A 19,268-nucleotide genomic window follows, 5' to 3' on the forward strand; every position below is an offset into this window, starting at 1 on the left:
TGGCGACAATTTTACAAATAAAAAATGCAGTTGAATTTCCAAGCGAAATTCAACTGCATTTTTTTATTGCAAAAGATTACTGACCCGCCACTTCCTCAATGATGGCAATGACCATTTCAGCTAATTTATTTAATTCTTCGATTGGCATACGCTCATTCGTCGTATGAATTTCTTCATAACCGACAGCTAGATTAACAGTCGGAATCCCGAAGCCAGCAATGACGTTTGCGTCACTTCCGCCACCGCTCTTTAATAATTCACAGCTGCGGCCGATTTTTTCTGCAGCCTTGCGTGCCACTTCAACAACGTGATCGCCTTCGCCAAACTTAAAGCCCGGATACATAACTTGAACGTCGACCTCTGCTTTTCCGCCAATTTCTTCAGCGGCCCCTTCAAATGCTTCCTTCATTTTACGAACTTGAGCTTCCATTTTCTCATTCACTAAAGAACGCGCTTCTGCTAACACATCTACCCGGTCACACACAATATTCGTTTGCGTTCCACCTTCAAAGCGGCCAATATTAGCAGTTGTTTCCTCGTCAATTCGGCCTAATGGCATTCTTGAAACTGCCTTTGCGGCGATCGTAATAGCTGAAACTCCTTTTTCCGGAGCCACACCAGCGTGCGCTGTTTTGCCGTAAATAGTTGCTTTTACCTTCGCTTGTGTTGGTGCTGCGACAATGATGTTTCCAACCTTGCCATCACTATCAAGAGCGTATCCATATTTTGCTTTCATTAAAGATGGATCAAGAGCTTTTGCTCCAACAAGACCAGATTCTTCTCCGACTGTAATGATAAATTGAATCGAACCATGAGCTACGCTTTGTTCCTTCAGAACTTTAATCGTTTCCAGCATGACTGCTAATCCTGTTTTATCATCGGCCCCTAAAATTGTTGTCCCATCTGAAACAACATAGCCATCCTTAATTGAAGGTTTCACACCTTTAGCTGGCACAACTGTATCCATATGAGAAGTAAAATAAATGGTATCGACACCATCCTTCGTCCCAGGAAGTGTACAAATCAAATTGCCAGCTCCATGGCCGGTTTGAGCTGTCGTATCATCTTCAAAAACTTCTACACCTAAATCGGAAAATTTCTGTTTTAACACTTTAGCAATTTCCGCCTCAAATTTCGTTTCTGAATCAATTTGCACAAGCTCTAAAAATTCATTTAATAATCGTTCCTGATTAATCATAGCCTATTGCCTCCAATAATTTACGTTTACTATTCTAATATACCTTTAAAAACTTATTTGCAAAAGTAATTTGCGCAAATTATAGGGGAATGTTTCCATGCTTCTTTTTTGGTCTAGATTCTTGTTTATTTCGCAGCATTTCCAGCGCCTGAATAAGTTTTATTCTTGTTTCGCGCGGATCAATGACATCATCGACCATACCCCTGCTTGCCGCTACATATGGATTGGCAAACTTTTCTCTATATTCTTCGATTTTCTGGGCTCTTGTTGCTTCGGGATCATCACTATTTTGAATGTCTTTAGCAAAAATAATATTAGCAGCACCTTGTGCCCCCATAACGGCAACTTCCGCATTCGGCCAAGCAAAAACTAGATCAGCCCCGATCGCTTTACTATTTAAAGCAACATAGGCACCGCCGAAAGCTTTTCTTAAAATAACTGTAAGCTTAGGAACGGTTGCTTCCGAATAAGCATACAGGATTTTTGCACCGTGACGAATAATGCCCCCATGCTCCTGTTTTACACCAGGGAAGAACCCGGTTACATCCTCGAACGTAATAAGAGGAATATTAAAGGAATCACAGAAACGAATAAATCTAGCCGCTTTATCAGAAGAATCAATATCAAGACCGCCCGCCATAAACTTTGGCTGATTGCAAACAAGACCGACAACTTCCCCTTTAATCCGAGCTAATCCGACAACGATATTTTTCGCAAAATCTTGATGGATCTCCATGAAGGAACCTTGATCAACAACTTGTTCAATGACATTGCGCACATCATACGGACGGACCGTATCAAACGGAATCACATCTGTTAAATCAGGACGGTAATCCTCCTCATCCGCTGTATTTATCATCGGCGGCTTCTCACTGTTATTTTGCGGCAAATAGCTTAATAAATGACGAACTTGCTCAATGATTTCTTGCTCGTTTTTACCTTTAAAATGCGCATTCCCACTAATCGTATTATGTACATTTGCCCCACCTAAATCTTCTGATGAAATTTGCTCTCCTGTCACTGTTTCAATCACCTTCGGGCCAGTGATAAACATTTGACTCGTTTTCTCTACCATAAAAACAAAATCAGTAATCGCAGGTGAGTACACAGCTCCGCCCGCACATGGCCCCATAATGACGGAGATTTGCGGAATGACACCAGAATAAATGGAATTTCGGTAAAATATGTGACCATAGCCATCTAATGAAACTACACCCTCTTGAATTCTTGCACCGCCTGAATCATTTAACCCAACGAACGGGGCTCCATTTTTAGCAGCTAAATCCATGACATTAGCAATTTTCTTTGCATGCATTTCGCCAAGGGCTCCACCAAAAACCGTAAAGTCCTGGGAAAAAAGAAAAATCGGCCGGTCATTTACTTTCCCATAGCCGGTAACAACCCCATCCCCAGGTCCCTTTTGTTCACTAAGCCCAAAATCTGTACAACGATGCTCGATGAACGGATTCAATTCAACAAATGTTCCTGGATCCACTAGAAGCTCAATCCGCTCCCTAGCTGTCAGCTTTCCTTTTTCATGCTGTTTGGCAATTCGATCATCCCCGCCGCCAAGTTCAATCTCTCTCCGTCTGTCATACAATTCATTTATTTTTTCATAGATGTCTGCCATAACTTATGTTTCATCCTTTCCTCTCGCAAAATTCATAAAGTACTTTCCCTGTTGATTTCGGATGCATAAACGCAACCTCTGCTCCACCTGCTCCTCTTTTTGGAACATCGTTTAGCATCGTAATGCCTTTTTCCTTCATTTCATTAATCCGATCTTGAATAGAACTTACACCTAAAGCGACGTGATGAAGACCTTCGCCGCGCTTTTCAATAAATTTCGCGACAGCGCTTTCAGAACTTATCGGTTCAAGCAACTCAAGCTTCGTCTCGCCTATCTGAAGAAAGGCGACTTTTAGCTGTTCACTTTCTACCTCTTCAACGCCTAGAAGAGGAAGCTTTAATATATCTGTATAAAAAGGCAGCGCTTCATCAAGTGAGCGGACTGCAATTCCAATATGATCCACTTTTTTAATCATTTGTTCCCCTCCAAGCTACTAAAAGCTACTATTAATTTATTTCTATAGCCTTTATATTCTCTAAATATGTCGAAAATTCCTTCAAGAATCGATCGGTTGTTCATTTTGATTTTTCTTAGTAAAATATAGTCAAGGGATATGATCATTAGGGAGGGAAAGTATTTGTCTAATAAAAGAGTCCGGAAGCTAATTGTATATTTAATGATTTTTGCTATGCTTGCATCAACATTGATCGTTGGAGCATCGATGTTTTTTTAATCAACTCCTTATAATTTTCCAATAAAAATGAGTGGATTTAAAATCCACTCATTTTTTATTGAATTGCCCCATAATTTCGCCCAATCTGCTCAAAGTCTTCTGGAGAACTAACGATTACTATTTTTGTCCCAATCGGAATTAAATCAAATAGGGATTCAACCGCTTCATTTTGTAGACGGATACAGCCTTGTGAAACGTATTTCCCAATTGACGATGGATTATTTGTTCCGTGAATCCCATATATTCTTCCATCCGTTTCGGCCGCATCAAATCCGATCCATCTCGTTCCTAACGGATTATTTGGGTCCCCGCCTTTAATATTGCTCTTTCGATAAAAAGGCTCCTTCGCCTTCACAGTGACCGTAAAAAAGCCTTCTGGTGTTAGATCTTCTGTTTTTCCAGTCGCAGCCGCAATTACCGTTTGCACTCTATTATCATTAATCAGTGCGACTTCATTCGTATTTTTGTTAACAATTAGAAATGGATCGCCGGGCAGCGGATTTTGCCCTAATGGCCAAATTGGCGAGATGATAAAGGCAAAGACGAATGAAGAAATAAGTTTAAGCATGAAATCACCAACTTTTTAACTTTATTCAGCAAAAGGTCTCTAAAGTTATTTTGGCAAAATGAATGCGAAAGTATCCAAATGAATCAGTATTTGTTCCAATGCTGAATAAAGTTAAAGCCTCCGGCGTATGCCTAAGATTTTTTAGAGGAACTTATCGAGCGAGCTCGATAAAAATCTAGGCGCAAATACGCCAAGGTGTATTTGATAGGTTAGTTTTCACTTTTTTTAAAAGGAACATGCACCTTTTTTTCAATTGGCAAATCTTTTGTCGAGCGCTGAATCCATAAATACTCTTCAATTTCACGGGTAAATTGAACAAGTGCTGCTCGTGCCTCGAATTCAATTCTCGTTTTCGGCAATTCCATGCTCTTAAAGGAAATCTTCATTTCATGAAGCCTGTCCAAAAATTCTTGTGCTGTAGCTTTCGATCCGATATTTGTTGACAAGTCCTCTATGAAATCAGCAACCATTTCTCCTTGTTCGACTGTATGTGAAATCGAGGTAACAATTGGCAGCACCCGTTCTATAATTTCAAATTGTCTTTCCCTCATTTTAAAATAATGATAATAAACATTATCATCCCGAAGAAAATGATTTTCTACATCTCGATAGGAAAGTGCTTCAGCCTCTTCAATCAGCCTCGCTGTTTCAGGGATCTCCAATCCATCCCAATTACTCTCATTCACACGAAGATAGATAACAATCTCATCTAATATCCGTTTGAAATTTTCCTCAATTTGCATTTGATATTCTCCCAGCTTTTGATCGAGGCTAGGCATGAAAATATTGGCAATAAGGGCAACTCCGATTCCTATAGTAGTAATACCAATTTCATTGAGAACGAGATCAAAAGTGAATTGCCCTGCAGAATAAATATGTAAAATAGTCACACTGCTCGTGACAATTCCATCACTCACCTTGAGCATAACGGTCATCGGGATAAAGAATAGTAGCAAAAGCCCAATCATTAACGGATGATAGGCAATGCCTTCAAACACGACGCCTGAGAGAATAATGGCCAAAATAGCAGCAATGAACCGTTCGATGGACGTTTGTAAAGATTTCTTTTTTGTTGGCTTTATACAAAGGATTGTAATAATCCCCGCTGAGGCAAAATTTTGAAAACCTAATATTTGAGAAAAAATAATCGCCGCTGACGTTCCAATGGCTGTTTTAATCGTTCGATAACCTATGCGAAACTTCATATTTTTTATACTCCTAGTCATACCTTAATAAGAAAAGCTATATAAACATCATATCATATCAAATTATGTCCAAAAAAAAGAAGATGATCAATATAAATCACCTTCTTTTTTAATATTCTTTTATAAACATTGTTTTTTATAAAACCTTTTGCAAGAAATCCTGTGCGCGTGCAGATTTCGGGTTGCTAAAGAATTCATTTGGAGGCGCATCCTCTACAAGCACCCCGCCATCTAAAAAAAGAACACGATCAGCTACTTCTTTGGCAAAGCCCATTTCATGCGTAACAATTGCCATCGTCATGCCCGTATCAGCTAATGACTTCATAACATCAAGTACCTCTTTAACCATTTCGGGATCGAGCGCTGATGTCGGTTCATCAAAAAGCATCACTTCCGGCTCCATGGCCAGTGCACGGGCAATCGCCACACGCTGCTTCTGCCCTCCTGACAAACGGTTCGGATACTCCATAGCCTTTTGTGATAATCCAACCTTGTCTAATAGCTCTAAGCCAATTTTCTCCGCTTCTTGTTTTGAATGACCTTTCACCGTCATTGGTGCATATGTTAAGTTTTGTAAGACCGTTTTATGCGGAAACAGATGAAAATGCTGAAAAACCATTCCAACATTTTGGCGAACTTTCATAATATTCGTCTTTTTATTAGTAATATCTTGTTCCCCAATCCAAATTTGCCCAGATGATGGCACCTCAAGTAAATTAATGCAACGGAGAAAAGTCGATTTTCCGGAACCAGATGGACCAATGATTGCAACAACTTCTCCATCCTTTATCGTCGTTGAAATTCCTTTTAATACTTCGAGGTTGCCATATTGTTTATATAAGCTTTCAATTTTAATCACTGCGTCTCATCCTCCTTTCAATGGCTTTGCCGAGGATTGTTAAAGTAATAACCATTAAATAGTAAATGAGACCAGCTAATAACATTGGCTCAATAAAGCGGAATTTATCTGCCCCAACTTGATAGGCTCTTCGCATAATGTCCATAACCCCAATGGTCGTAACGATAGCAGATTCCTTTGTCAAAGTAATAAATTCATTCATAAGAGCTGGCAAAATGTTTTTTAAAGCTTGCGGCAAAATGATGTTTAGCATCATCTTGCTGTAAGGAACACCGAGAGCTTTTGCGGCTTCACTTTGTCCCTTATCTACTGCTAGAATTCCAGCACGAATAATTTCAGAGATATAAGCTGCTGAGTTCATTCCAAATGCCAAAACGGCCGCGACATATGGTTCAATTTGATAGCCAAAAATTTGTGGCGATCCGAAATAAATAATCATTAGCTGCAGCACTAAAGGTGTTCCGCGGAAAATGGATGTATAAGCATCCGCAAACCATAATAGCGGTTTAATAGAGCTAATTTTGAAGAGAGATAAAATAATTCCAAGTGCAAAACCTAGTAAGGCAGCCAAACCAACAATTTGAAGTGTTACGGTAATTCCCCTTAAAATATATGGCAGGGAAGGGAGAATGGAAGAAAAATCAAAATTCATTCGGAAATCAGTCCTCTCGCAATCGAATAAAACTATAAGAGGTTGTTCAAAAAGTCCGGGAAAAATTCCTCGAAAAAGAAAAGCACTTTTCCTCGTGCGATGTTTATTCGAGAAGATCATTCAAAGAGCTGTCGAATTTCGACGTCAGCTTGCTTCTCGGCTCTTTTTGTCCTCCTTTTTGAACACGCACTATAAGGGCAAGAACGTTTCTCGCCCCTAGATTGTATTATTTCTTTTCAAACCATTTTTTAATAATCGCGTCTAACTCACCATTATCCAGCATTTCTTTTAATGCTTTATTGAATTCTGGAGTTAGCTCACTATTCTTCGGTAAAGCGATTGCATACCCGCCATCCGCATCTTCAACTGTAAAACCTTCAATATCTGGATTGTTGTCTAAATATCCTTTAGCGACTGTATCTTCAATAATTGCTGCATCTAATCGTCCAGCTTTAATTTCTTGAATTAATTCTGGAATACGATTGCGATTTTCTACACTCATATCAACAGTTTTTGCTAATTCTTTTGCCTTTTCCTCTTGAATAGTTCCTAACTGAGCACCAATCTTTTTGCCTTTTAGATCCTCTACTTTAGTCAATCCACTACCTTTTTTAGAAACAATCATATGTTTGGAAGTATAGTAAATGTCACTAAAATCTATACTCTTTCTTCTTTCATCTGTCGCAGACATAGCAGAAAGGACGAAATCTACTTGCCCAGATTGCAGAGCTTGAATTAAGCCACCAAAGTCCATGTCACGAACTTCAAAATTATAGCCTAATTTTTCTGTCACTGCTTTAGCAATATCAATATCAACCCCGATAATATCATCACCTTTGGCTGTATCAATAAATTCAAACGGCGCATAGTCGGCTGAAGTTCCCATAACTAACGTCTTTTTATCTGATCCATTTTTGTTTGACCCGGTTTTAGAGGGCTCTTCACTTGTGCCACAGGCAGCAAGCATGCCTATTAATAGAATACTGACAAAAATATAAGAAACTATTCTTTTCATATACATTTCCTCCTAAGTGATTCTGAAAATTAATATTATTTTAAAATATTTTCTATGATTACTTATAAATTTCCAAGTGCTCTTTTAAAATAAATATTTATTCACTAAAATGGATTTTAACACATCATTATAATTATGCAATAGGCTTATTAAATATTATATATTTTACTATTCTGATAAATTTAGATAGTGTAGATTTAGCGGGATTCAAAATGTAAATGTGAATAAATATTAATAAGTCTGAATTTTTATTATAAAGAACGATATTCTTATTCTACCCAATTATCTAGTAAAGAATAATTTTTCCGTACGAATAGAGTTAGGGGCTTTAAGAGGCAGGGGGGTTCTCTTAAATGTTATACGTTTCTGTTGATTTCCGCTCCAATCAACCACAAAATAGTATTATCAACAATTTCATTTAACATAACTAAATAAAAAAAAGCCCTAGCATTAGGGCTTCGAATTATAGTTCTTCACAATATTGTTCAAATGCATCTTGCAGTTTTTGCACGACAGCCATTGGTTCATGGCCTTCAATTTCATGACGCTCGATCATTGTGCATACCTTTCCGTCCTTTAATAAAGCGAAGGATGGGGATGATGGCGGGTAGCCGGTAAAAAATTCTCGTGCTGTAGCAGTCGCTTCTTTATCCTGTCCGGCAAACACCGTTACAAGATGGTCAGGACGTTTATCAAAGTGAAGAGAATGAGCGGCAGCAGGACGAGCGATTCCGCCAGCACATCCACAAACAGAGTTGACCATAACGAGAGTTGTTCCTTTTTGGTTCAGCGATTCCTCTACTTCATCAGATGTTTTAAGTTCTGTATAGCCAGCAGCCACGATTTCTTTTCGTGCCTGATTAACGACATCATTCATGAAGAAATTAAAATCCATATTCATTTAAAATGTTCCTCCCTTAAAAGAAAAAAATACCTTTAAACTATCATACCAGTAATTCAGCCTTTATTTCAATTTCAATGCTTATTGTCATGAAAGACGCGAAATAATTCCTCGACTGCTGAAGTGGCGGTTCGGCTTCCGGAAATGACTTCATTCTCTATTTTGGGGAGAAGAGGTTTTACGCCTTGATGGTAGAAAAAGCTGAATTGTAGCTGATCGACAATCATCGAGTAAATCCATTCCTTCGTTTGCATTCTTCTCCGTTCAGCAAATACGCCAGATTTTTTCGTATTATTCTCAAACTCTTTAATTGTGCTCCAAATATCATTCATGCCCTCCTCATAGAGTGCAGAGCAAGTAAAGGCCTTTGTTTCCCAGCCCTTTGTTGCTGGCTGCAGGAAGTGAAGAATACGGCTGTATTCAGCTTTCGTTTTTAAGGCAAGTTTTTTATTCGGTCCGTCCGCTTTATTGACGATAATGGCATCGGCTAGCTCCATTATCCCTTTTTTCATTCCTTGCAGCTCATCCCCGGCTCCTGTTAAAACGAGAAGCATAAAAAAGTCGACCATCTCTCTAACAATGACCTCACTTTGCCCGACACCGACTGTTTCAATCAAAATGACATCAAAGCCTGCTGCTTCACAGAGAAGCATCGTTTCTCTCGTTTTTCTATGAACACCGCCGAGCTTGCCTGCAGATGGTGACGGACGAATATAGGCCCGGGGATTGCGGGAAAGCTGCTCCATTCTCGTTTTATCCCCAAGAATACTTCCCCCGCTTATGCTTGAACTCGGATCGATGGCAAGAACAGCCACCCTCAGTCCTAGATCACATAAATACGTTCCAAAAGCCTCGATAAATGTACTCTTTCCAGCCCCAGGGACACCCGTAATGCCAATCCGAATAGCTTTGCCTGAATGAGGCAGAAGCATTTGTAATAGCTCTTGAGCCTTTTGAAAATGTTGCTCTGCATTACTTTCAATTAATGTAATGGCGCGGGCAAGCAAAGTTCGATTCCCTGCAAGAATTCCCGATGCTAACTCCTCAAGATTAGGCTCGTGAAAATTTCTCTTTTGAAAAGTTTGCTTTTTAACAAACTGATGGCTGTCTTGAGGCAATTCCACCCCTTTTTTCACAACAGTTGCAAATTGTTCGGGATTTGCCTCATCAAACCATTCGGGCTTTTTTTCTTTATTCATTTGAAACTTCCTCGTAACCAAGGCGTCTATAAATCTCGCGAATGACTTTTTGTGCTGCAACTGGAATGACTGTTCCGGGCCCAAAAATAGCAGCAGCTCCATGCTCATATAAATATTGATAATCTTGAGCTGGTATAACCCCGCCAATCACTACCAGAATTTCTTCTCGACCGAACTTTTTAAGCTCCCCTATCAACTGAGGGAGAAGCGTTTTATGGCCAGCAGCTAGCGAACTCATTCCGATGACGTGAACATCATTTTCCACAGCTTGTCTGGCTGACTCTTCAGGCGTTTGGAATAATGGACCAATATCCACATCAAAACCTAAATCTGCAAAGGCTGTTGCAATGACTTTCGCGCCACGATCATGCCCATCCTGTCCCATTTTTGCGATGAGAATACGCGGTCTTCTCCCCTCGTTTTCTAAGAAATCATCGGTCATCTTTTTCACTTCAGTTATTTCCTCTTCATTCGAAAAGGCAGAGCTATAGACCCCGCTAATAGAGCGGATAATCGCTTTATGACGATTAGCTACTTTTTCGATCGCATATGATATTTCTCCCAATGTAGCCCTTACTCGTGCCGCTTGTACGGCAAGCTCAAGCAAATTGCCTTCACTTGTTTCTGCTGCTTTCGTAATTGCTTCAAGCGACTTTTTCACTTTTCCTTCATCACGAGAAGCCTTAAGAGCATCCAGTTTCTCAATTTGTTTTAAGCGGACTGCTGTATTATCGATATCTAAAATTTCAATAGGTTCCTCTTGCTCTAGACGAAATTTATTAACTCCAATAATCGTTTCCTTGCCGGAATCAATTTGTGCTTGTCTTCGTGCTGCCGCTTCTTCAATCTTCATTTTTGGAAGTCCCGTTTCAATCGCCTTTGCCATTCCACCAAGATTTTCAATTTCCTCAATATGCTCCCAAGCCCTGTTGATTAATTGATCTGTCAGAGCCTCAACATAATAAGAGCCTGCCCAAGGGTCTATGACATTCGTTATTCCCGTCTCCTCCTGAAGGTAAAGCTGTGTATTCCTTGCAATGCGGGCTGAGAAGTCAGTCGGCAATGCAATTGCTTCATCAAGGGCATTTGTATGAAGAGACTGTGTGTGGCCCATGGCCGCCGCATGGGCTTCAATTAATGTTCTCGTCACATTGTTAAATGGATCCTGCTCTGTTAAACTCCAGCCGGACGTTTGTGAATGCGTTCTAAGTGCCATTGATTTATAATTCTTCGGCTCAAACGTTTTCATCATTTTTGCCCATATAAAACGGGCAGCTCTCATTTTGGCCACTTCCATGAAATAGTTCATCCCAATCGCCCAGAAAAAAGATAGTCTTGGCGCAAAGGAGTCAATATCTATTCCCGCCTTTAAACCTGTTCTGACATACTCTAAACCATCAGCTAGCGTATAGGCCAGCTCAATATCTGCATGGGCTCCTGCCTCTTGCATATGATAGCCAGAAATACTGATACTGTTAAACTTCGGCATGTATTTCGACGTATATTCGAATATATCTGCAATTATTTTTATCGACATTTCAGGAGGATATATATACGTATTCCTTACCATGTATTCTTTTAAAATATCATTTTGGATTGTCCCTGATAGTTTTTCCTGACTGACACCTTGCTCCTCGGCAGTCACAATAAAGAAAGCCATAATTGGCAGTACGGCACCATTCATCGTCATTGAAACTGACATTTGATCTAAAGGGATGCCATCGAAAAGTGTTTTCATATCTAATATGGAGTCAATGGCAACACCTGCTTTTCCAACATCACCGACAACTCGTGGATGATCAGAATCATAGCCACGATGTGTAGCAAGGTCGAATGCCACCGACAGTCCTTTTTGTCCCATCGCAAGGTTCCGGCGATAAAAAGCATTACTTTCTTCAGCCGTTGAAAATCCGGCATATTGGCGAACTGTCCATGGGCGGTTCACATACATCGTCGGATATGGCCCGCGAGTATAAGGAGGAAGACCTGGCTTTCCGTCCATATGCTGTAAATCTTTTACATCGTCCTCTGTATAGAGGGGCTTAATGAAAATTTGCTCATTCGTTTCAAAAAGGAGATCCTCATAGGAGCCCTGTATTTCTGATTCCGCTTTTTTAAGCCATTCTTCTTTGGAGGGATTTAAGCCATCAAAAAGGGATATACTTTTAAAATCAGGTTTTTTATGCATTGCTTGCCACCTCCATTTTACTTAATAAGGAAGAGAGTACATCATAACAATTACTGCGAAGATGGATAAATTGATCAATGCCTGCTTGTTCAAACGCCTCTCGTTTATCCTTATCAGGGAGGCCAGCAAGAAACAGCCTAATATGTGGCTTTCTTTCTTTTATAAAACGAATGATCTCAAACGCAGTTTCATCATATTGCTGATCATTTCCACAAATAACATAGTCACTCAAATTTGACTCTTGCAAAAATTCAAAAGCCATCTCTACGTTAAATATACTCTGACTATTATAAGTATGAATGCCGCCAGGAGCAAAAAATCCTGTTATAAAATCCTTTCTTGTTTTATGATCCTTTAGCTTCCCTAAACAAATTAGTCCAATTGCTGACTTATTGCCTGTTGCCGTAATTTTTTCTGCTAGTTTTCGAAGCTTTTCGAACGGTTCAGATAAGCGCACTTGAGGGATCCCTCTAGTTTGATTGGAAATGCTATCAAGGAACTCAAGCGGTTTTTCATCTAGATTGGCATAAACATTTGTGCCGATTATACTTTTCTTTCTAGTGAAAATATCTTGACTTCTTTTATTTAAAACATCCGAAATTTGCGCTTGCAGCCAGCCAGTTTGAATGGTTTCCGCAATACCGCCCAGCTCTTCCATCTCTAAAAATAATGACCACGCTTTTTGAGCAAGCTCATTTGTTAAGCTTTCAATATACCATGACCCACCAGCGGGATCGATTACTTTCTCTAAATGTGATTCATTTTTTAAAATAAATTGAGTATTTCGTGCAATTCTTTCGGAAAAGGCAGTCGTTTTTCCTTCTACCTCATTAAAAGGACCGACATGAAGATATTGTATTCCGCCAAGCACCGCTGCGAATGCTTCATTGCCTGCTCTTAGTAAATTAACATAAGGATCATAGGCCGTTTTCGTAAATAAAGAAGTTTCAGCAGCAATGACCATCTGATGATTCTTTACGCCGTATGCTTCAGCTATTTTAGCCCATAGGATTCTTGCCGCACGGAGCTTAGAAATTTCCATAAAAAAGTTCGCACCAATTGAAAATTTGAAAACCATTTTTTCGAAAATAGTTTCTACGTTTAACTTCCGATTTACAAGCTCCTCAATATTGTGAACCCCTGCAGAAATGGCAATGGCAAGTTCTTGGACATCATGGGTACCAGCGTTATGGTACACACTCGTATTAATAAGCAATGTTCGGAGTTTAGGCATGTTCTGATCTGCCACTTGAATAATTTCAGCGAATTCGTCAAACGTTTCAAGCTGAACAGTCTCGCCCTTAAGAGCCCCCTGTGCAAGCGGGTCTGCGGCTATATAACCGGATATCTTTTTACAATCGCTTAGCTTTGATAGCTGCGAAATTATATTTCTTTGATTCTCATATACTTCAATACTAAATGGCAACTTTGTGTATAAATCGCCAACTACAGATTCCAACTCATTAATATTTAATTTTTCCATGTCAAAGGATAAGGCAGATTGACCTTTTTCTATAGCGGAAAGAAGGTTTTCACGGAAAACTCTATCATCTTCTCCGCTAATCCTTTGGGCAATTCTCCATTCTTCGGTTAAAAACCCAAGTGAATGATGTCCTCTTCTAAAATCTGATTGACCTGGGTATTGAGAAGCAAATTGATCTTTTACATCTTCTTTCGTATAAAGCGCTTTCAATTTAATATTTTCATACGTATTTGTGTCAAGTGACTCAACAGATTTCCCTTTTAGCGCTTCTTCTACCTTTTGCACCCAATCTTCTCGTGTATATGCCTGAAATGTTTCATTGACCATTTTGTTTATTGTCATGATTGCTGTCCTTAGCAGACAGGTTCCCCTCCCTCCGTTGGAACGGAATTATATTAAAAATTCAATATTATCATAAATTTATTTTATTACATAAATTTCAATCTAGCAATTATAGTTCCTTAATGCAGTAGGGCGTCCATTTCCTTTTCAAAAAAGGCTGCCTCATTTGGCAGCCTTTTAAAATAATTATTAATACACAGATGTATTCTCTTTTGATGTATTTTCAAGAATTTCTTTTACTCGTTGCAGGAAGCGTCCACATACTAGACCGTCTAGTACACGGTGGTCAAGTGACATACATAAGTTGACCATATCACGCACAGCAATCATGCCGTTTAATACAACTGGGCGCTTAACGATTGATTCAACCTGTAATATGGCTGCCTGCGGGTAGTTAATAATTCCATTGGACTGAATAGAGCCGAATGAACCTGTATTATTAACAGTGAATGTCCCGCCTGACATTTCTGCTGACGTTAATTTTCCTGCACGTACTTTCGCGGCAAGTTCATTAATTTCTCGCGCAATGCCTTTAATTGTTTTTTCATCCGCATGCTTAATGACTGGAACAAATAATGCATCTTCAGTAGCAACTGCGATCGAAAGATTAATATCCTTCTTTTGAATAATTTTGTCGCCTGCCCACATCGAGTTAATTTGTGGGAATTCTTTCAGCGCTTGGGCGACTGCTTTCACGAAGAAAGCAAAGAAAGTTAAATTAAAGCCTTCTTTTTGCTTAAATTCATTTTTAATTGAATTACGATATTCAACTAGGTTTGTGACATCTACTTCAATCATTGTCCAAGCATGAGGTGCTTCGTGCTTGCTGCGAAGCATATTCGCGGCAATAGCCTTGCGCACACCTGTTACTGGAATTTCAATGTCACCAGGCATAACTGGAACATTCGCTGCTGGAGCCGGAGCTTGTGTTGTTGGTACCGATACAGGTGCAGCCGCTTCTACTTGCGGAGCAGCAGTTTGAACGGGTGCAACTTCCCCGGCTTTTGGAATATTACCTGACTCGATAATTTTCGTTAAGTCTTTTCTGGTGATTCGGCCACCGGCTCCTGTACCAGTTACTTGAGTTAAATCAATACCATGCTCTTGTGATAGCTTTAAAACAGCTGGCGAATAACGGACTTTGCTTTCAGCTGCTGCAGGAGCTGATTTAGCAGTAGTTGTTGATGTTGCTGTCTGCTGAGAAGGTGCTGAAGCTTCTTCTTGTGGAGCTAAAGAAGCTGCATCGGAAGTACTGCCGCCTTCTGTTTCAACTGTTAAAATAACTTCACCAACCGCATATGTTGCCCCTTCTTCGGCAATTATTTCTTTAATTGTCCCTGAAAAAGAAGATGGAATTTCCGCATTTACTTTATCTGTCATCACTTCTGCAAGTGGATCATATTTATTTACTTTATCGCCGACCGATACTAACCATTTACTGATCGTACCTTCTGTCACACTCTCACCTAATTGCGGCATTTTAATTTGTTCAATTGCCAATGGAATGCCCTCCTTTATGTGTAGCTTATGTCTAGCTCCAGCGCCTAGCCCCGACTTACAGGACGTACTAGTGTCGACAATACGACAGGACGTGGCGGTTTTTTAGTCGATGTTCCTTTACAAGGCGCTTCCGCTTTTCTGTTTAAAATTCAGCGAGTTCTCTCATTGCTTTTTCTACTTTATCTGGGTTGACCATGAAGAATTTTTCCATAGTTGGCGCATAAGGCATCGCAGGAACATCTGGACCCGCCAGACGTTTAATCGGTGCATCTAGTTCAAATAGACAGTTTTCAGCGATAATAGCCGATACTTCACTCATAATGCTGCCTTCCTTATTATCTTCCGTTAATAATAAAACCTTCCCAGTTTTTCTTGCTGCTTCAATAATGGCTTCTTTATCTAACGGATAAACCGTTCTTAAATCAAGAATATGAGCAGAAATGCCGTCACCAGCTAATCTTTCTGCTGCTTGCAGGGCAAAATGAACACATAAACCGTATGTAATAACAGTAATGTCTTCACCTTCGCGCTTTACATCCGCTTTGCCGATTGGCAGCACATAATCATCATCTGGTACTTCCCCTTTAATTAAACGGTAAGCACGCTTATGCTCGAAGAAAAGAACTGGATCTTCATCACGGATTGCTGCTTTTAATAATCCCTTCACATCATAAGGTGTTGATGGCATGACAATTTTTAGTCCAGGCTGATTGGCAAAAACTGCTTCAACCGACTGTGAATGATATAAAGCACCATGGACTCCTCCGCCATAAGGTGCACGGATAACTATTGGACAGCTCCAATCATTATTCGAACGGTAACGGATTCTTGCTGCTTCAGAGATAATTTGGTTTACTGCGGGCATAATAAAATCAGCAAATTGCATTTCTGCAATCGGACGCATGCCATACATTGCAGCACCAATTCCAACTCCAGCTATTGCAGATTCTGCAAGTGGAGCATCAATTACACGGTCTTCACCGAATTGATCATATAATCCTTGAGTCGCTTTAAAAACGCCGCCTTTTCTACCTACGTCTTCCCCTAATACAAAGACTTTTGGATCTCTTTCCATCTCTTCACGGATTGCCATTGTTACCGCATCAATATAAGAAATTACAGCCATTTTTGTTCCCCCTTACTTATTCAGCATAAACATATTTCAATGCATGTTCCGGATCTGCATATGGAGCATTTTCAGCATAGTCAGTTGCTTCATTTACTTGACTCATTATCCGGTCATTAATTTCTTTCTCTTTTGCGTCATCCATGACTCCTAATTCTTTCAAGTACGCACCAAATGTAATGATAGGATCTTTTGTTTTCGCTTCAGCAACTTCATCAGGAGAACGATAGCTGCGGTCATCATCATCGGAAGAGTGTGGTGTTAAACGATAAGAAATTGTCTCTACTAATGATGGCCCTTCTCCTCTACGCCCGCGATCTGCTGCCCCTTTAACCGCTTTATACACTGCAAGCGGATCATTTCCATCAACTGTAATTCCCGGCATTCCGTAGCCAATCGCACGGTCAGAAACATTTTCACATGCTAATTGCTTTTCGATTGGAACAGAGATTGCATATTTATTATTTTCACACATGAAGATAACTGGCAACTTATGGACACCGGCAAAGTTTGCCCCTTCATGAAAATCTCCTTGGTTAGATGAGCCTTCACCAAATGTTACGAATGTAACTAAATCTTCCCCTTCCATTCTGCCGGCTAATGCGACACCGACAGCATGAGGAACTTGAGTTGTTACCGGAGAAGAGCCTGTCACAATACGATTTTTCTTTTGGCCAAAGTGCCCAGGCATTTGTCGGCCGCCAGAGTTAGGATCCTCTTGCTTAGCAAATGCGGAGAGCATTAAATCTCTCGGCGTCATACCAAACCTTAAAACAACACCCATATCGCGATAGTAAGGAAGTACGTAATCTTTATCCTTATCAAGAGCGAATGCTGCCCCGACTTGCGCAGCCTCCTGACCTTGACAAGAAATAACGAATGGAATTTTCCCTGCTCGGTTTAAGAGCCACATCCGCTCATCAATACGGCGGGCCAATAGCATTGTTTCATACATATCTAATACCGCTTCATCACTTAAACCTAGTTCCTTATGACGATTTTCAACCATTTCAAGACCTCCTAATTAAATATGTAATAATTCCTGTCTAAGCTCCAGCGCCTAGCCCCTCGAGGTCATAAGCCAATCCGTCAAGAAGGTTAAAGAACAACCTTCATGCCGGTTCGTCTTATGCTTTTCGGACTTGCACAGGATGTGCTGACGTCGATGTTCGCCACAGGACGTGGCGGTCTTTAATCGACGTTCCTTTCGGCGCTTCCGCATTTCTGTTTATCCGTGTATCGCTTTACCTTCTACAGCTAGTGCTGCTTCTCCAATTGCCTCAGATAGTGTTGGATGAGGGTGGATTGTATTTGCAATCTCCCAAGGAGTCGCGTCAAGAACACGTGCAAGGCCAGCTTCTGAAATCATGTCAGTAACATGAGGGCCAATCATGTGAACTCCGAGAATATCGTTCGTCTCTTCATCAGCAACAATTTTGACAAAGCCATCTGCCTCACCGAAAACTAAAGCTTTCCCAATTGCACGGAACGAGAACTTCCCAGTTTTTACTTTAAAGCCCATTTCCTTTGCTTCCTCTTCTGTATAGCCAACACTTGCAGCTTCAGGCGAGCTATAAATACATTTCGATACAAGACTATAATCAATAGGTGCAGGATTTTGACCGGCAATATGTTCGACAGCAACGATTCCTTCGTGGGATGCCACGTGGGCAAGCTGCAGTCCGCCAATTACATCACCGATTGCATATATATGTGATTCTTTCGTTTGGAAAAATTCATTTGTGGCAATATAACCTTTTTCCACTTGTATATCTGTATTTTCAAGACCGATTCCTTCAATATTTGCTTGGCGGCCAACGGAAACGAGAAGCTTTGCGGCAGTGAATTCCCTTTGCTCACCTTTTACCTCTGCAGAAATAGTTACACTTCCATCAGCTTGGGTAAGAGTTTCAGGCAATACTTTTGCACTGGTAACTACCTTTACTCCTCTTTTCTTCATGAGGCGCTGCATTTCTCTTGAAATTTCTTTATCTTCTGTTGGGATAATCCGGTCTGCATATTCAATGACGGTCACATCTGCTCCAAAGTCAGACAGCATGGAAGCCCATTCAATACCAATTACGCCGCCACCGACAATAATAATTGAGTTCGGAATCTCTTCCATTACTAGTGCTTCATCAGAAGTCATGACATTCCCGCCAATTTCTAGACCAGGTAATGTTCTCGGACGTGATCCAGTTGCCACAATTACATTTTTAGGAATAAGCATGGCATTTTCATCGCCATTATTCATTTCTACAGAGATGGTCCCTGGCATAGGAGAGAAAATTGATGGTCCTAAAATTCGGCCTGTCCCTTCAAATACGTCAATTTTTCCTTGTTTCATTAAATGCTGGACACCTTTATGCAGCTGTTCAACGATTTTGTTTTTTCGCTCTTGAACTTTTGTAAAGTTTACAGCTACATCACTTACTGAAATACCAAATTCTTCACTGCGTTTCGTTGTTGCATATACTTCTGCACTTCTAAGGAGTGCCTTACTTGGAATACATCCTTTATGCAAGCATGTACCGCCGAGTTTTCCTTTTTCAACAAGAGCGGTTTTCAAGCCTAATTGTGAAGCGCGGATTGCAGCTACATAACCACCGGTTCCTCCGCCTAATATAATTAAATCGTATTCTTCTGCCACAATGATTCCTCCTATTTGTCTAGCTCCAGCGCCTACCCCCGACGTACAGGACGTACTAGTGTCGACAATGCGACAGGAC

17 protein-coding genes are annotated in these 19,268 nt (G+C 40.3%); 1 reads left to right on the plus strand and 16 read right to left on the minus strand.

Annotated features, from left to right (window positions below; genetic code table 11):
• Positions 1-76: 76 nt before the first annotated feature.
• The 3 genes from F7731_RS02415 to mce form a co-directional block, all read right to left on the minus strand.
• Positions 77-1,198 carry a tripeptidase T gene (locus F7731_RS02415; protein WP_151533176.1) on the minus strand — a complete coding sequence of 374 codons (1,122 nt, stop codon included), beginning with the start codon at positions 1,196-1,198 and terminating at the stop codon, positions 77-79.
• Positions 1,199-1,277: 79 nt separating this feature from the next.
• The gene (locus tag F7731_RS02420) at positions 1,278-2,828 is read right to left on the minus strand and encodes an acyl-CoA carboxylase subunit beta (protein ID WP_151533177.1); all 1,551 of its coding nucleotides are present in this window, start codon (positions 2,826-2,828) and stop codon (positions 1,278-1,280) included.
• Positions 2,829-2,838: 10 nt separating this feature from the next.
• Complete coding sequence (mce, locus tag F7731_RS02425) at positions 2,839-3,243, minus strand: methylmalonyl-CoA epimerase (RefSeq protein ID WP_151533178.1); 405 nt, start codon at positions 3,241-3,243, stop codon at positions 2,839-2,841.
• Between the two features lie 162 nt (positions 3,244-3,405).
• On the opposite strand from mce, the gene prli42 reads away from it, so the two are divergent.
• On the plus strand, positions 3,406-3,501 hold the full coding sequence (gene prli42, locus F7731_RS02430) for a stressosome-associated protein Prli42 (protein WP_212031138.1): 96 nt from the start codon (positions 3,406-3,408) through the stop codon (positions 3,499-3,501).
• A 55-nt stretch (positions 3,502-3,556) separates the two neighbouring features.
• On the opposite strand, the gene F7731_RS02435 is transcribed toward prli42, so the two are convergent.
• From F7731_RS02435 to lpdA, 13 genes are all read right to left on the minus strand, one after another.
• Entirely contained in the window at positions 3,557-4,069 is a 513-nt protein-coding gene (locus F7731_RS02435; protein WP_151533180.1) for a L,D-transpeptidase, read from the minus strand.
• Between the two features lie 209 nt (positions 4,070-4,278).
• Positions 4,279-5,274, minus strand: coding sequence for an aromatic acid exporter family protein (locus tag F7731_RS02440; protein WP_151533181.1), 996 nt, complete (start codon positions 5,272-5,274; stop codon positions 4,279-4,281).
• A gap of 136 nt (positions 5,275-5,410) precedes the next feature.
• Entirely contained in the window at positions 5,411-6,133 is a 723-nt protein-coding gene (locus F7731_RS02445; RefSeq protein ID WP_151533182.1) for an amino acid ABC transporter ATP-binding protein, read from the minus strand.
• Positions 6,126-6,785, minus strand: coding sequence for an amino acid ABC transporter permease (locus F7731_RS02450; protein WP_151533183.1), 660 nt, complete (start codon positions 6,783-6,785; stop codon positions 6,126-6,128). Before F7731_RS02450 ends, F7731_RS02445 begins: the two co-directional genes overlap by 8 nt.
• 226 nt (positions 6,786-7,011) lie before the next feature.
• Positions 7,012-7,800, minus strand: a complete 789-nt coding sequence (locus tag F7731_RS02455) for a transporter substrate-binding domain-containing protein (protein WP_151533184.1) — start codon at positions 7,798-7,800, stop codon at positions 7,012-7,014.
• Positions 7,801-8,263: 463 nt separating this feature from the next.
• Positions 8,264-8,701 (minus strand): BrxA/BrxB family bacilliredoxin, encoded by a 438-nt coding sequence (locus tag F7731_RS02460; RefSeq protein ID WP_151533185.1) that lies wholly within the window; start codon positions 8,699-8,701, stop codon positions 8,264-8,266.
• Positions 8,702-8,775: 74 nt separating this feature from the next.
• Positions 8,776-9,900 (minus strand): methylmalonyl Co-A mutase-associated GTPase MeaB, encoded by a 1,125-nt coding sequence (gene meaB, locus F7731_RS02465; protein WP_151533186.1) that lies wholly within the window; start codon positions 9,898-9,900, stop codon positions 8,776-8,778.
• Positions 9,893-12,088, minus strand: a complete 2,196-nt coding sequence (gene scpA, locus F7731_RS02470; RefSeq protein ID WP_151533187.1) for a methylmalonyl-CoA mutase — start codon at positions 12,086-12,088, stop codon at positions 9,893-9,895. The genes meaB and scpA overlap by 8 nt, the downstream gene beginning before the upstream one ends.
• Entirely contained in the window at positions 12,081-13,913 is a 1,833-nt protein-coding gene (locus F7731_RS02475) for a methylmalonyl-CoA mutase subunit beta (protein WP_151533188.1), read from the minus strand. The genes scpA and F7731_RS02475 overlap by 8 nt, the downstream gene beginning before the upstream one ends.
• A gap of 189 nt (positions 13,914-14,102) precedes the next feature.
• Complete coding sequence (locus F7731_RS02480; RefSeq protein ID WP_151533189.1) at positions 14,103-15,413, minus strand: dihydrolipoamide acetyltransferase family protein; 1,311 nt, start codon at positions 15,411-15,413, stop codon at positions 14,103-14,105.
• Positions 15,414-15,555: 142 nt separating this feature from the next.
• On the minus strand, positions 15,556-16,539 hold the full coding sequence (locus F7731_RS02485) for an alpha-ketoacid dehydrogenase subunit beta (protein ID WP_151533190.1): 984 nt from the start codon (positions 16,537-16,539) through the stop codon (positions 15,556-15,558).
• A 16-nt stretch (positions 16,540-16,555) separates the two neighbouring features.
• Positions 16,556-17,548, minus strand: a complete 993-nt coding sequence (locus F7731_RS02490; protein WP_151533191.1) for a thiamine pyrophosphate-dependent dehydrogenase E1 component subunit alpha — start codon at positions 17,546-17,548, stop codon at positions 16,556-16,558.
• A gap of 219 nt (positions 17,549-17,767) precedes the next feature.
• Positions 17,768-19,189, minus strand: a complete 1,422-nt coding sequence (gene lpdA, locus F7731_RS02495) for a dihydrolipoyl dehydrogenase (protein ID WP_151533192.1) — start codon at positions 19,187-19,189, stop codon at positions 17,768-17,770.
• Positions 19,190-19,268 lie beyond the last annotated feature (79 nt).

Source organism: Cytobacillus depressus (genome assembly GCF_008923245.1).
In the GTDB taxonomy this organism is placed as follows: domain Bacteria; phylum Bacillota; class Bacilli; order Bacillales; family Cytobacillaceae; genus Cytobacillus; species Cytobacillus depressus.

Excerpts from the sequence above, each read along its gene's own strand:
- F7731_RS02450 (WP_151533183.1), bottom strand. The coding sequence starts at position 6,785 with ATGAATTTTGATTTTTCTTCCATTCTCCCTTCCCTGCCATATATTTTA.
- F7731_RS02440 (WP_151533181.1), bottom strand. The coding sequence starts at position 5,274 with ATGAAGTTTCGCATAGGTTATCGAACGATTAAAACAGCCATTGGAACG.
- scpA (WP_151533187.1), bottom strand. The coding sequence starts at position 12,088 with ATGCATAAAAAACCTGATTTTAAAAGTATATCCCTTTTTGATGGCTTA.
- meaB (WP_151533186.1), bottom strand. The coding sequence starts at position 9,900 with ATGAATAAAGAAAAAAAGCCCGAATGGTTTGATGAGGCAAATCCCGAA.
- F7731_RS02490 (WP_151533191.1), bottom strand. The coding sequence starts at position 17,548 with ATGGTTGAAAATCGTCATAAGGAACTAGGTTTAAGTGATGAAGCGGTA.
- F7731_RS02475 (WP_151533188.1), bottom strand. The coding sequence starts at position 13,913 with ATGACAATAAACAAAATGGTCAATGAAACATTTCAGGCATATACACGA.
- F7731_RS02485 (WP_151533190.1), bottom strand. The coding sequence starts at position 16,539 with ATGGCTGTAATTTCTTATATTGATGCGGTAACAATGGCAATCCGTGAA.
- F7731_RS02455 (WP_151533184.1), bottom strand. The coding sequence starts at position 7,800 with ATGAAAAGAATAGTTTCTTATATTTTTGTCAGTATTCTATTAATAGGC.
- F7731_RS02415 (WP_151533176.1), bottom strand. The coding sequence starts at position 1,198 with ATGATTAATCAGGAACGATTATTAAATGAATTTTTAGAGCTTGTGCAA.
- F7731_RS02435 (WP_151533180.1), bottom strand. The coding sequence starts at position 4,069 with ATGCTTAAACTTATTTCTTCATTCGTCTTTGCCTTTATCATCTCGCCA.
- mce (WP_151533178.1), bottom strand. The coding sequence starts at position 3,243 with ATGATTAAAAAAGTGGATCATATTGGAATTGCAGTCCGCTCACTTGAT.
- F7731_RS02420 (WP_151533177.1), bottom strand. The coding sequence starts at position 2,828 with ATGGCAGACATCTATGAAAAAATAAATGAATTGTATGACAGACGGAGA.
- F7731_RS02460 (WP_151533185.1), bottom strand. The coding sequence starts at position 8,701 with ATGAATATGGATTTTAATTTCTTCATGAATGATGTCGTTAATCAGGCA.